The 12,562-nt window shown below is 65.7% G+C and carries 16 protein-coding genes; 1 reads left to right on the forward strand and 15 read right to left on the reverse strand.

The annotated features are described in order from the left end of the window. Positions 1 to 20: 20 nt before the first annotated feature. The 4 genes from mce to DF286_RS08685 are packed head-to-tail and all read right to left on the reverse strand — an operon-like array spanning position 21 to position 2,947. Positions 21 to 437 (reverse strand): methylmalonyl-CoA epimerase, encoded by a 417-nt coding sequence (gene mce / locus DF286_RS08670; RefSeq protein ID WP_109271068.1) that lies wholly within the window; start codon positions 435 to 437, stop codon positions 21 to 23. Then, positions 431 to 1,192, reverse strand: a complete 762-nt coding sequence (locus DF286_RS08675) for a hypothetical protein (RefSeq protein ID WP_109271069.1) — start codon at positions 1,190 to 1,192, stop codon at positions 431 to 433. The genes mce and DF286_RS08675 overlap by 7 nt, the downstream gene beginning before the upstream one ends. Next, the gene (locus tag DF286_RS08680; protein ID WP_146193583.1) at positions 1,189 to 1,434 is read right to left on the reverse strand and encodes a hypothetical protein; all 246 of its coding nucleotides are present in this window, start codon (positions 1,432 to 1,434) and stop codon (positions 1,189 to 1,191) included. Before DF286_RS08680 ends, DF286_RS08675 begins: the two co-directional genes overlap by 4 nt. Continuing rightward, positions 1,415 to 2,947, reverse strand: a complete 1,533-nt coding sequence (locus tag DF286_RS08685) for an acyl-CoA carboxylase subunit beta (RefSeq protein WP_109271071.1) — start codon at positions 2,945 to 2,947, stop codon at positions 1,415 to 1,417. Before DF286_RS08685 ends, DF286_RS08680 begins: the two co-directional genes overlap by 20 nt. A 104-nt stretch (positions 2,948 to 3,051) precedes the next feature. Here DF286_RS08685 and DF286_RS08690 point away from each other — a divergent pair, with 104 nt between their 5' ends. Beyond that, positions 3,052 to 4,479, forward strand: coding sequence for a helix-turn-helix domain-containing protein (locus DF286_RS08690; protein WP_109271072.1), 1,428 nt, complete (start codon positions 3,052 to 3,054; stop codon positions 4,477 to 4,479). A gap of 10 nt (positions 4,480 to 4,489) precedes the next feature. Here the strand turns inward: DF286_RS08690 and DF286_RS08695 are convergent, their stop codons facing one another. The 11 genes from DF286_RS08695 to DF286_RS08745 all read right to left on the reverse strand — a co-directional run bounded on the left by DF286_RS08695 (position 4,490) and on the right by DF286_RS08745 (position 12,543). After that, complete coding sequence (locus DF286_RS08695) at positions 4,490 to 5,116, reverse strand: LysE family translocator (protein ID WP_109271073.1); 627 nt, start codon at positions 5,114 to 5,116, stop codon at positions 4,490 to 4,492. Positions 5,117 to 5,250: 134 nt separating this feature from the next. Further along, positions 5,251 to 6,144, reverse strand: a complete 894-nt coding sequence (locus DF286_RS08700) for a hemolysin family protein (RefSeq protein ID WP_109271074.1) — start codon at positions 6,142 to 6,144, stop codon at positions 5,251 to 5,253. A 5-nt stretch (positions 6,145 to 6,149) separates the two neighbouring features. Next, the gene (gene ybeY, locus DF286_RS08705; RefSeq protein ID WP_109271075.1) at positions 6,150 to 6,668 is read right to left on the reverse strand and encodes an rRNA maturation RNase YbeY; all 519 of its coding nucleotides are present in this window, start codon (positions 6,666 to 6,668) and stop codon (positions 6,150 to 6,152) included. Between the two features lie 112 nt (positions 6,669 to 6,780). Further along, complete coding sequence (locus DF286_RS08710) at positions 6,781 to 7,776, reverse strand: PhoH family protein (protein WP_109271076.1); 996 nt, start codon at positions 7,774 to 7,776, stop codon at positions 6,781 to 6,783. A 13-nt stretch (positions 7,777 to 7,789) separates the two neighbouring features. Continuing rightward, entirely contained in the window at positions 7,790 to 9,106 is a 1,317-nt protein-coding gene (gene miaB, locus DF286_RS08715) for a tRNA (N6-isopentenyl adenosine(37)-C2)-methylthiotransferase MiaB (protein ID WP_109271077.1), read from the reverse strand. After that, positions 9,103 to 9,852: a lysophospholipid acyltransferase family protein gene (locus tag DF286_RS08720; protein ID WP_109271078.1), complete on the reverse strand. Its 750-nt coding sequence runs from the start codon at positions 9,850 to 9,852 to the stop codon at positions 9,103 to 9,105. Before DF286_RS08720 ends, miaB begins: the two co-directional genes overlap by 4 nt. A gap of 9 nt (positions 9,853 to 9,861) precedes the next feature. Further along, entirely contained in the window at positions 9,862 to 10,284 is a 423-nt protein-coding gene (locus DF286_RS08725; protein WP_109271079.1) for a Fur family transcriptional regulator, read from the reverse strand. A gap of 72 nt (positions 10,285 to 10,356) precedes the next feature. Further along, positions 10,357 to 10,773: a Ros/MucR family transcriptional regulator gene (locus DF286_RS08730; protein WP_109271080.1), complete on the reverse strand. Its 417-nt coding sequence runs from the start codon at positions 10,771 to 10,773 to the stop codon at positions 10,357 to 10,359. Between the two features lie 119 nt (positions 10,774 to 10,892). Further along, positions 10,893 to 11,366 carry a ribosomal protein S18-alanine N-acetyltransferase gene (rimI, locus tag DF286_RS08735; protein WP_243444774.1) on the reverse strand — a complete coding sequence of 158 codons (474 nt, stop codon included), beginning with the start codon at positions 11,364 to 11,366 and terminating at the stop codon, positions 10,893 to 10,895. Further along, entirely contained in the window at positions 11,363 to 11,965 is a 603-nt protein-coding gene (gene tsaB, locus DF286_RS08740; protein WP_109271081.1) for a tRNA (adenosine(37)-N6)-threonylcarbamoyltransferase complex dimerization subunit type 1 TsaB, read from the reverse strand. The genes rimI and tsaB overlap by 4 nt, the downstream gene beginning before the upstream one ends. A 5-nt stretch (positions 11,966 to 11,970) precedes the next feature. After that, positions 11,971 to 12,543, reverse strand: coding sequence for a NifU family protein (locus tag DF286_RS08745; RefSeq protein WP_109271082.1), 573 nt, complete (start codon positions 12,541 to 12,543; stop codon positions 11,971 to 11,973). Positions 12,544 to 12,562 lie beyond the last annotated feature (19 nt).

The raw sequence follows: 12,562 nt of genomic DNA on the forward strand, positions 1-12,562 counted from the left end.
CCTCAGGATGAGCGGTTAGTTCAATGCGCCTCTTTCGGCGTCTCCATCAACTCCACGAGAACGCCGCCCATGTCCTTCGGGTGGACGAAGATCACGGGCGTGCCGTGCGCGCCGATGCGGGGTTCGCCCAACACCTTGGCGCCCTTGGCCTCCATCTCGGCCTTGGCGGCGTGGATGTCTGGCACTTCGAAGCAGACATGATGCTGTCCGCCCGCCGGGTTCCTGGCAAGGAAGCCATGAAGGGGCGAATTCTCGCCCAGCGGCTCGATCAGCTCGATCTGGCTGTTCGGCGTATCGACGAAGCACACCCGCACCCCCTGCGGCGGCAGGTCGAACGGCTCGTGGATCTTCGTCGCGCCCAGCATGTCGCGATAGAGCGCGATGCTCTTCTCGATCGAGGGCGTGGCGACGCCGACATGGTTCAAGCGGCCTAGCATATCGGCATCCTCGTCTCGCCGCCGCGAAGCTCGAAACTATCGCCCCGGCGGATCCAGGTTTCGGTGAAGTCGCGCGATCCGGAATAGACCACGTCGAACGAAGCGCCTTTGTCGATGTTGGCGATCTCGCCCTCGATCTCGGCGCCATTGTCCGCGCCGAAGCCGCTCTGGTTCGAATAGATCGTGCGGATCAGGGTGGATTGGACGGGCTCGTCCGGCCGCAGCTCGGTCAGCGTTATCCCTCCCGACGTGCAGCCCTGGGCCGTATAGCCGCCCTCGACGAGCACGACCGGATATTGGGCGAACTTGTCCGACAGGTTCCACTCGGACGGCGGCGCGCCATAACCCGAGCCTCGTATCAGGGTCGGCCAGGCGCCGGTCACGCGAAAGCCATCGCCCGCCGGCTCCAGATAATGCACCGCCAGCGCCCCGGTGCAGGCGTGGCATTCGTCCAAATTCTTGCCCTGACTGAGCAGAACCGCGCGGTCGCCGATCCACTCCAACCTGGCCGGCGAGTAGCGCAATTGCCCATCTTCGACATCGAGGACGGGATTCTCCGCGAAGGCGGCCCGAAAGGCGAGGCTGCGCTGCTTCTCGATCGGAAGGGCCTGGACCGGATGCTGCGTGGCGGGTGCCGCCTCCTGCGAAGCTTCCGGCGGCGCCACCTGCTTGCCACCCTCGTCAGATTGGCCGCAGGCCGCCAACGTGCCGAGAAGGACAAGGCCGCCGAGACGGTTGAAACGACGCCGGGTCATAGAGCCTGCCGAATGCTGATGCCGAAAAGGAGATCCACGGCGATGATGGCGGCCATCAGGCCGGCCAGAAGATAGAAGGCGAGCAAGACGTGGAAGGCGCCCCGGCGGTCACGCCCGACATAGGCTCGACCGATGGGCAGCCGCTCCTGCCTCAGACCGCGAATGACCGTCCAGGCGGTCCAGGGAACGAGGCCCAAGGCGACAAGCCCGACAAGCAAGTCCTCAGAGAGGGATGTTGTCATGCTTCTTCCACGGATTTTCGAGCTGCTTGTCGCGGAGCTTGCGTAAGCCGAGCGCGATCCGTCGCCGCGTCGAATGGGGCATGATCACTTCGTCGATGAAGCCTTTGCTCGCCGCCACGAACGGGTTGGCGAACTGGGCCTCATATTCGGCGGTGCGTGCCGCGATCTTTTCGGGGTCGCCGATGTCCTTGCGGAAAATGATCTCCACCGCGCCCTTGGCGCCCATCACTGCGATCTCGGCGGAGGGCCAGGCATAGTTCAAATCGCCGCGCAGGTGCTTGGAGGCCATGACGTCGTAAGCGCCGCCATAGGCCTTGCGCGTGATGACGGTGATCTTCGGCACGGTCGCCTCGGCATAGGCGAAGAGCAATTTGGCGCCGTTCTTAATGATGCCTTCATGCTCCTGCGCGACGCCGGGGAGGAAGCCGGGGACGTCGACGAAGGTCACGATCGGAATGTCGAAGGCGTCGCAGAAGCGCACGAACCGCCCGGCCTTCTTCGACGATTTGATGTCGAGCACGCCCGCCAGCACCATCGGCTGGTTGGCGACGATGCCGACCGTGCGGCCCTCGATCCGGCCGAAGCCGCAGATGATGTTGGCGGCGTGCGCGGGCTGCACCTCGAAGAAGTCGCCCTCGTCGACCGTCTTCAGGATGAGTTCGTGCATGTCGTAGGGCTTGTTGGCGCTGTCCGGGATCAAGGTGTCGAGGCTGTCCTCGATCCGGTCCCAGGGGTCGGTGGTCGGGCGCGTCGGCAGATCGTGCCGGTTCGAGAGCGGCAGGAAGTCGAAGAAGTCGCGGGTCGCGAGCAAAGCCTCGATGTCGTTTTCGAAGGCGACGTCGGCGACGCCCGACTTGGTGGTGTGGGTGACGGCGCCGCCCAGCTCCTCCTGGGTCACGACCTCGTTCGTCACGGTCTTCACCACGTCCGGGCCGGTGACGAACATGTAGGAGCTGTCCTTCACCATGAAGATGAAGTCGGTCATCGCCGGCGAATAGACTGCGCCGCCCGCGCAGGGGCCCATGATGAGGCTTAATTGCGGCACGACGCCCGAGGCGAGGACGTTGCGCTGGAACACCTCGGCATAGCCGCCAAGCGAAGCCACGCCCTCCTGGATGCGGGCGCCGCCGGAATCGTTCAAACCGATGACGGGCGCGCCGACCTTCATCGCCATGTCCATCACCTTGCAGATCTTCTGCGCGTGCCGCTCGGAGAGCGAGCCGCCGAACACGGTGAAGTCCTGCGCGAAGACATAGACGAGGCGGCCGTTGATCGTGCCCGATCCGGTGACGACGCCGTCGCCCGGGAACTTCTGGCTCTCCATCCCGAAGTCGGCGCAATTATGCTCGACGAACATGTCATATTCCTCGAAGCTGCCCTCATCTAGGAGCACGTCGAGCCGTTCGCGCGCCGTCAGCCGCCCCTTGGAGTGCTGCGCCGCGATGCGCTTCTCGCCGCCGCCAAGCCGCGCCTCGGCGCGCTTTGCTTCGAGTATTTCCAGATTGGCCGCCATTCTCGCCCTCGAAAAGATGGAAGTCTTGCCCTTCCAGCCTTCCCGCGCGAGCGCAAATGTAAACTTGTGAAAATGTGTATATGGAGTTTGCAAAGGAGTCGCCCATGACCGACGCAACCCCTCGACGCATTTTCGCCGGAGCCCGCGCCCGGGCGCTGCGCCTGCGCCTCGGGCTCAGCCAGGCCGCGATGGCCGCGCGGGTCGGGATTTCCGTCAGCTACCTCTCGCAGCTCGAAAGCGACGATCGGCCGATGACCGACGCCGTGCTGATGGCCTTCGCCCGCGCTTTTCCGGCCGACTGGGCGGATATCCACGCGGACGAAGACGCGGTGCTGCTCGCGCGGGCGATCGAGGCGGCGGCCGATCCGACCGTGGCCGATGCGCCGCTGGCCGAAGAAGCCTTGCGCCGCGCCGTCAAGCGGCAGCCGCAACTGGCGGAGCGGCTCGTCGCCGTGCACGCCGCCTATCGCCGGTCGCAGGATCAGTTGCGGACGCTCGACGATGCGTTTGAACGGGGCGCGTCGGGGGGAAGTCCGCTGCCGTGGGACGAGGTGCGCGACTGGTTCCACCGCGAAGGCAATTATGTCGATGCGATCGATCGGCAGGCCGAGGCCATCGCCGAGGAACTGGGCGACCCGCCGGGATTGATCGCCGCGGCCGTCGAGGCGCGTCTTCGCGATCGTCACGGGGTCGTCATCAGGCGGTCCGCGCCGGAAGGAGGAGCTTCGACCTTGCGGAGCTTCGACCCGGCGACGCGCGAGCTGGCCGTCGAGCGGTCGCTGCCGCCCGAAAGCTATGCGTTCCTGATCGCGCACCAGCTCATGCGCCTGGAGCTTGTCGAGACGATCGCGGCGGTGGCGACGGCGGCGCAGCTTCGCTCGGAAGAGGCGCAGCAGCTCCTGTCGGTGGGGCTGGCCAATTATGCCGCCGGCGCCTTCCTGATGCCCTATGCCTCGTTCCGGGCCGAGGCGCGGCGGACGCGGCATGATATCGATGCGCTCCGCCAGTCCTTCGGCGTCAGCTTCGAACAGGCCTGCCATCGCCTCTCGACGCTTCAGCGGCCGGGCGCGGCGGGAATCCCCTTCTACTTCTGCCGCGTCGACATGGCGGGCAACATCACCAAGCGCCATTCCGCCACGCGGCTCCAGTTCGCGCGCTTCGGCGGTGCCTGTCCGCTCTGGATGGTTCACGAGGCGGTCGCGATTCCGGACCGCATCCTGGTCCAGCTCGTCGAAACGCCGGACGGGGTGCGCTACGTCTCGATGGCGAAGGGGCTGGTTAAGCCTTCGGGAAGCTATGCGCGCCCCAGCCGACGCTATGCGGTCGCGCTGGGATGCGAGGTCAACCATGCCGCCGATTTCATCTACAGCGACCAGCTCGATCTAAGGGGCGCGGGGAGCGCGACGCCGATCGGAGTCTCATGCCGCATCTGTCCCCGCGACAATTGCGAGCAGCGCGCCTTTCCCCCTGCCGGTCGTTCCATCAGGGTCGATCCCGACAATCGAACGGTGGTGCCTTACAGCTTCGGGTGACGAGCGCCCCTCAGGCCCGCTTCACCAGCGAAAGCGCGCCGCCGACCACCACCAGGGCCGCACCCGAAATACGCTCCCGCCAGACGGCGAGGGGCCCCGCCGCCATGAACTTGCCGCCCCGCGTCGCCACCACCGCGTAGGTCGAGAGGACGAGAATATCGATGGTGATGCCGGTGATGGCGAGGATGGCGAACTGGGTGACCAGATTGGCTGCGCGGAAATCGACGAATTGCGGAAAAAGGGCGCCCCAGAACAGGATCGATTTGGGATTGGCGAGCTGGTTGAGCAGCCCCTGCATGAAGGGATGGCGCCAGACCGGCACCCGCTTTCCCGAGTCCGGCGTCGCCGCGTCCTTGGCCTTCCAGATCGTGCGCAGGCCGAGATAGACGAGATAGGCGGCCCCGGCATATTTGAGGACCATGAACGCCGTCTCGGAGGCGATGAGCACGGCGCCCAAACCGGCGGCCGAGACGATGAAATAGATGAGATTGCCGAGCTGGGTCCCCAGGATCACGCCGAAGCCGGCGCGGAAGCCGCGGGCGATCGCCTGGCCGGCCGTCAGCAGGACCGCCGGCCCCGGCGTGGCGGCGAACAGGAAGCAGAGCGCCACATAGGCGAGCCAGAGTTCAAGTGGCATGGCGCCTCGCTTCTGATCCTTCAGAACAGGGAGCGATTAGCGCCCCCGTGTAGAGCCTTAGCGAATGTCGTCGGCGGCCGCGCCGTGAGATATTCACCCGCCGATCGCCAAACCGGCGGCTCATGGCGACTACGCTATTTCAGCGGCTGATTCTCCTCGGGCGCGTGGAGCCGCAGCCGATTCACGCGCCGCGTATCGCTGTCCGTCACCTCAAGCCGCCAGCCGCTCGGATGTTCGACCACTTCGCCGCACTGCGGGACATGACCGGCGAGCAGGAAGGCAAGGCCGCCCAATGTGTCGACATCCTCCTCGATATAGCCGAGCCGGGCATCGATCGTCTCCGCGACCTCGTCGAGCTCGGCGCGGGCGTCGGCCTCCCAGATGCCGTCTTCCACCGGGATCAGCATCCCGGTCGGTTCCTCGTCATGCTCGTCCTCGATCTCGCCGACGATCTCTTCGACGACGTCCTCGATGGTGACGATGCCCTCGGTGCCGCCGAATTCGTCGACCACGATGGCGAGGTGGACTCGCTCCGCCCGCATCCGGGCGAGCAGGTCGAGCACGCCCATCGATTCCGGGACGAACAGAGGAGCGCGGATGAGCACCCTCACATCCTCCGGAATGTCGCCGGACATCTGCCGCGTGAAGACATCCTTCACATGGACCATGCCGATGACGCGGTCCAAATTCTCCTCATAGACGGGAAGACGGCTGTGGCCGGCATCGGCGAAGGCCGCGACCAGACCCTTGAAGTCGATGCTGCTCGGCACCGCGAAGATGTCGCCGCGCGGGACGGCAATGTCGCCCGCCGTGCTCTCCCCGAAATGGAGGAGGTTGCGGAGCATCTGCCGCTCCACCGGCGTCAGGTCGCCGACGCGTGGGACCTCGCCTTCATGATTTTCGATCGCTTCCTCGATCTGGTCGCGAAGGGTCGCTTCGCCTTCCTCGCCGAAGAGGAATGTTCTGAGGCCACTCCAGAAACTTCGCCCATTCTCCGGGGAGTCGTCGCTGCTGTCGTCGTCGGGCATTATTGTTAAGTCTCAACCTCTGTCACTGTGTAGGGATCGTCGATGCCAATGGCGGCGAGGGCCTCGCGCTCCACGGCTTCCATGCTCTCGGCGTCCGCGTCGCTCGTTTCATGATCATAGCCTAGCAGATGCAGGGTGCCATGGACCACAAGATGCGCGGCATGGGTCTCGGTGGCGACACCCTTCTCGGCGGCTTCCCGGGCGCAGACGCCGTGGGCGAGGACGACGTCGCCCAGCAGCACCTCGCCGCTATCCGCCGACGCGATGGAATCGAGCAGCCCCGGCTCCACCATCGGAAAGGAGAGCACGTTGGTCGCCTTGTCCTTGCCGCGATAGGTGGCGTTCAGCGCCTTCACCTCTTCGTCGTCGGTGAACTTTACGGATATCTCGATAGCAAGGTCGCTATTGTTCAATGCCGCGCGGCTGCTGCAGGCGACGGCGGACAGCACGGCCCGTTCAGCCAGGTCTTCCCAGTCGACCCGACTGTCCCATTCCCCGCCGGCATCGGCTTCGACGAGGATCATCTCGCGTTCCCGGAGAATCGTTCGTGCCGAGCGAAGTCAAGGCGCGGGGACTCAGGAGTCCCTGGGTGCGCCCCTCGACTTCGCTCGGGACGAACGAGGTGAGTGCGCTTGATCACGCCGCCGGCCCCTCATAGGCCTCGACGATCTTGCCGACGAGCGGATGGCGGACGACATCGCCCGGACCGAAGCGGACGGTGGCGATCTTCGGGATGCCCTCCAGCTTGGAGACGGCGTCGGCGAGGCCGGACTTGCCGTGGTCCGGCAGATCGACCTGCAGGGGGTCGCCGCAGATGACCATGCGGCTCCGCATACCGAAGCGGGTGAGGAACATCTTCATCTGCTGCGGCGTCGTGTTCTGCGCCTCATCGAGGATGATGAAGGCGTCGTTCAAGGTGCGGCCGCGCATGAAGGCGATGGGCGCGATCTCGATCTCCCCACTCGCGATACGGCGCTCGACCTGCTCCATCGGCAGCATGTCGTAGAGCGCGTCGTAGAGCGGGCGAAGATAGGGGTCGACCTTCTCCTTCATGTCGCCGGGAAGGAAGCCCAGCCGTTCGCCCGCCTCGACGGCGGGCCGCGAGAGGATCAGCCGGTCGACCGAGCCGCCGATGAGCTGCTGCACCGCCTGCGCGACGGCGAGATAGGTCTTGCCGGTGCCGGCCGGGCCCAGCGCGAAGATCATTTCGTCCCGCGCCAATGCCTCCATATAGACGGCCTGGGTCTTGGAGCGCGGCACGATCGTCTTCTTGCGCGTGCGGATCATCACCTTGGGCGGTTCCGCGACGTCGTTGGAGATGATGCCGTCCAAGGTCGGCTGGCCCGACATGGCGATGACCGCGTCGACCGCGCCGGCATCGATGTCCTGGCCCTGGTCGAGCCGGTTGTAGAGGCCGGTCAGCACGTCGCGCGCCCGCGCCGCCGCCTCGGGCTCGCCCTCGATCTGCACGCGGCTGCCGCGCGCGGCGATATAGACGCCCAGACGGTCCTCGATGGCCACCAGGTTGCGATCGAACTCGCCGAACAGGGGGCCGAGCAGGTGCGGCTCCTGAAACTCGACCTCCAGCCGGGCGCGCGGTTCCGAGGGTTCGGTGGCTTTCTTCTGCGCCATCAGGCGGCGGTCCTCATGCTTGAGCCCCGGCGAGGCTGTTGGGTCCGGCGGAGACGATTTCAACCTCGACCAGATCGCCGAGAGACGCGTCGGTTTCGAGATGGACCGATTGCAGCCAGGGCGACTTGCCGATGAGCTGGCCCGGCTTCTTGCCCAGCCGCTCCAGCAGGACGGACGTGCGCCGTCCGACGGTGGCGCGGTTGAAGGCGAGTTGCTGCTCATTGAGAAGCGCCTGGAGTCGTTGCAGTCTCTCATCCATGACGTCGGCAGGCACCTGTCCGTCCATTTCGGCCGCTGGCGTCCCGGGACGCGCGGAGTATTTGAACGAGTAAGCCTGCGCGTAGTTCACCGCCTCCACGATTTTGAGCGTGTCCTCGAACTCGGCATCGGTCTCGCCCGGAAAGCCGACGATGAAGTCGCCGGAAATCGCGATGTCCGGCCGCGCCTCGCGCACCCGTTCGATGATGGCGAGATAGCTGGCGGTCGTGTGGCTGCGGTTCATCGCCTTCAGCACCCGGTCGTTGCCCGACTGCACCGGCAGATGGAGGAAGGGCATGAGCTTCTCGACCTCGCCATGGGCACGGATCAGGCCCTCGGTCATGTCGTTGGGATGGCTGGTCGTGTAGCGGATGCGCTCCAGGCCCGGCAGGCGGTCGAGCGCCCGCGCGAGCCCGTCCAGGCCTTGCGTGCGGCCCTTCTCGTCCTCGCCTTCCCAAGCATTCACATTCTGGCCGAGCAGGGTGATTTCCCTGGCACCGTGGTCGACCAGCGCCTTCGCCTCATCCAGGATGGCAGCCCAGCTTCGCGAGACTTCAGCGCCGCGCGTATAGGGGACGACGCAATAGGTGCAGAATTTGTCGCAGCCTTCCTGAACCGTGAGGAAGGCGGTCGGCCCCTGCTTGCGGCGCGCGGGAAGAGCGGTGAACTTGGACTCGATCGGCATATCCGTGTCGAGCGCGCGCTCACCCGCCTTCGCCCGGGTCACCAGCTCCGGCAGGCGATGATAGGCCTGCGGCCCGACGACGATGTCGACGCTGGGCGCACGCCGCGGGATCTCCGCACCCTCGGCCTGCGCCACGCAGCCGGCGACCGCGATCATCGGGCGCGAGCCGTCCTCGCGCTTCAGGCGGCCGATGTCGGAATAGACCTTTTCCGCCGCCTTCTCGCGGATATGGCAGGTGTTGAGCACGACCAGATCGGCCTCGGCGCTCTCCGCGGCGGCGGACATGCCTTCGGCCTCGAGCAGCTCCGCCATGCGGGCGCCGTCATAGACGTTCATCTGGCAGCCGAAGGATTTGACGTGAAAAGTCTTGGGATTCCGATCGTTCATCGCGCGGCATATAGTGTGTTGCGCTCCTCGGCGGAAGCGTCGAGCGCCTGAATGATCTCAGCGCGCGCCGCTTCGGCCAAAGCCTTGCGATCGCTGACGTCGTGCGGATCGACCGGCTCGAGGAAGTGGAGCCTCACGGGGATGTTGCCCTTGCGCGACAAAATGCGGCGGGCATTCGCCTTGGCGGCTTCGTTCCCCACCCAGGCGATCTCCTCGGCCGCCTTGCCATAATCGATGGCGATCGGCTGGACCTTGAGGCCCGGCAGCGGCGGCATCACGGATGCGAGCAGGCTTGGGCGAAAGGGCAGTACCTCTTGCCCGCCCGCCGTCGTCCCTTCGGGAAAAAGCGCCACCGGCTGTCCCGTCGCCAGCGCCTTCCTCAGCGCGTCGGCCTGGCCCTGCACCGCCCGTCGATCGGTTCTGGCGACGAACACCGTGTTGTTGAGCCGAGCCAGCCAGCCGATCACCGGCCAGCGCGCCACGTCATCCCTGGAGACGAAGGCCGCGCCGGTGACGCCGGCCACGGCCATGATGTCGAGCCAGCTGAGATGGTTGGAGACGAACAGGACGTGGCGCCTCAGCGGGATGCCGACGGCCCGGACGCGAAGGCCGCACGAATAGCCGACCCAGGCCAGCCATCGGCGCGGCCAGGGCGAAGGGCGGCCGGCCAGACGCCAGAGATAATGCAGGGGCAGGCAGGCCAGCAGTCCCGCCACGATCGCGGCGACGCGTAGCGTCAGGCGCATCGCCGCCGCTTACTTCTCGCGGTCCAGCCTGACGCCGTAAAGCTCCATCCGGTGATCGACGAGACGGAAGCCCAGCTTCTCGGCGATGCGACGCTGCAGAGCCTCCAGCTCTTCGTCGACGAACTCGATGACGTTGCCGCTCTCGACATCGATCAAATGGTCGTGATGGGTCTCGGCGGCGGCTTCGTACCGGGCGCGACCATCGCCGAAATCATGGCGCTCCAGGATTCCCGCTTCCTCGAACAAGCGGACGGTGCGGTAGACGGTGGCGATCGAAATGCCGGCGTCGATCGCCGCGGCCCGCTCGTGCAGCTTCTCGACGTCGGGATGATCATCGGATTCCGACAGCACCTTGGCGATCACTCGCCGCTGCTCGGTAATTCGGAGCCCTTTTTCGGCGCACAGCGCCTCGATGTCGATCCTGCGTGTCATAACCCATGGCTTTAGCCAAAAGGACGGCCGCGTCAAAGCGGCCGGGGCGTCTCCGCGCCCCGGCCGGCCTGGTTATTTCTTGGCGCGGCGTTTGGTGCCGAGGCCGATCTTCTTGGCAAGCGTCCGACGCTGCTCGGCATAATTGGGGGCGACCATCGGATAGTCGGCGTTAAGACCCCACTTCTGACGATATTCGTCGGGCGTCATGTTGTAGTGCGTCATCAGATGCCGCTTCAGCATCTTCAGTTTCTTGCCGTCCTCCAGGCAGACAATATAGTCCGGCTTCACCGACGCCCGGATCGAGACGGCAGGCTCCTGCTTCACTTCCGGCTCTTCGTCGCGCGTGCCCAGGACCTTAAGCGCACCGTGAACATTCTGGATGAGCGCGGGAAGATCGTTCACCGCCACGCTATTGTTGCTGACGTGCGCCGAAACGATGTCTGCCGTAAGAGTGATCAGAGTTTCATTCAGGTTATCAGTATTTTCCATGGTCAGCTTTTTGAGCCTCCGACTAGAAGTGGGCGTGTTCGCTGGTCCTCGGGGGCGGCAAATCGCCCCTTCCACGAACTTTTACAAGCGAAATTCGAGATGGAGTCGCAAATTGTTGGTTAGCGCGGCGCGCGTCGGGCCAACGTCAGCGCATCGTATACCTGTCCATCGCGCCCATTATAATAATTTCGGCGCCGGCCGACTTCGATAAAGCCTGACCTGGAGTAAAGCTTAATTGCATGGTTCCCGTCGCGGACCTCCAGATGGAGCCTTCCCGCTCCCCGGCTCGCGGAAATGGAAGTGAAGCGATCGAGCAGCATCTGCCCGATCCCCTGGTGCTGGCGGCCTCGTTCGACGGCCAGGAGCAACAGCTCGGCCTCGTCGGCGACCATGCGCGCGAGGGCGAAGCCGACCACCTTGCCTCCGTCGCGCGCGAGGGTCAGCCAGACCCCCGGCATCGGCATGAGCCCGGCGCATTGGGGTGCCGTCCAGCCTTCGCCATAGGCCGGATCGAAACTGTCTTCCATGACGCGCATCACTGCGTCGAGATCGAGGATGCTGCCCTCGGCAAGCGTGACCTGCCGGGAACTCACGGCATCGGTCTCGCGTCGGGCGCGCGGCCGTAGATCGGGCGTGGTGGAAGGCGGCGGAGCGGCTCGGGCAGGAAGCGAGCGTCGGCGGCACGGGGGAGGGCATTGTGCGCCTCGCCAAAGCCGCGCGTGCTCACCAACGTCTCTGCCCCCGATCCGTGGACGCGCCGGGCGCTGACGACGGCGGCCGCCTCCGCCGGCGGCAGGGATTGGAGATCGTCGCGAGGCCTGAGCGGGTCATCACCGTAACTTTGCACGAAAAGCTGTCCATGTCCTCCTTCCAGGGCGACCCCGATGTCGTCGCCGCCTTGCACCGCTGCGGCGACGACGGCCATCGCGGAATAGCCTGTCAGGGGAACGCGCCAGCCGATCGCCAGCCCATGCGCGGCGGCCAGGCCCACGCGGACGCCGGTGAAGCTGCCTGGGCCGCAATCGACCAGAATGCCGAGCGGCCGACGCCCCGCGAGCAAGTCCTCGATCATCGGAATCAGCCGTTCGGCGTGGCCGCGCCCCACCACCTCGTGGCGCTCGTCGACCAGCGTGCCGCCTTCGATCAGCGCGACCGAACAGGCCGCGGTCGCGCTGTCGATGACCAGCTGCATGCCCCTTAGATCGCTTCGACCGTTTCGACCTCGGGGATATAATGTTTGAGCAGGCTCTCGATGCCCTGCTTCAGGGTCATGGTCGAGGAGGGGCAGCCCGAGCAGGCGCCGTGCAGGGCCAGGAAGACGGTGCCCTTCTGGAAACCCCGATAGACGATGTCGCCGCCGTCCTGCGCGACCGCCGGGCGGACGCGCGTGTCGATCAGCTCCTTGATCTGGGCGACTACATCAGCGTCCGCCGGATCGTCCTCGATCGCCTGGGCCGGCGCCACGGCAATGCCCGCCGCGCTGCCCGGCTTGAACAGCGGCGCTCCGCTCGAGAAATGATCGAGCAGGACGTTCAGCACGTCGGGCTTGAGGTGGGCCCATTCGACGCCGGGCGCCGCCGTCACGGAAATGAAGTCGCGCCCGAAGAACACCCCTTCGACCTCCCCGGTCGAGAAGATCGCTTCCGCCAGCGGGGAAGCCTCGGCCTCCTCGGGCGTGGCGAAGTCGCGCGTGCCGGCGGTCATCACGGCCTCGCCGGGAAGGAATTTGAGGGTCGCCGGATTGGGCGTCGGTTCAGTTTGAATCAGCATAAGCTTCATGTGGCCTTGG

The sequence above is a fragment of the Sphingosinicella humi genome, from assembly GCF_003129465.1.
In the GTDB taxonomy this organism is placed as follows: Bacteria; Pseudomonadota; Alphaproteobacteria; order Sphingomonadales; family Sphingomonadaceae; genus Allosphingosinicella; species Allosphingosinicella humi.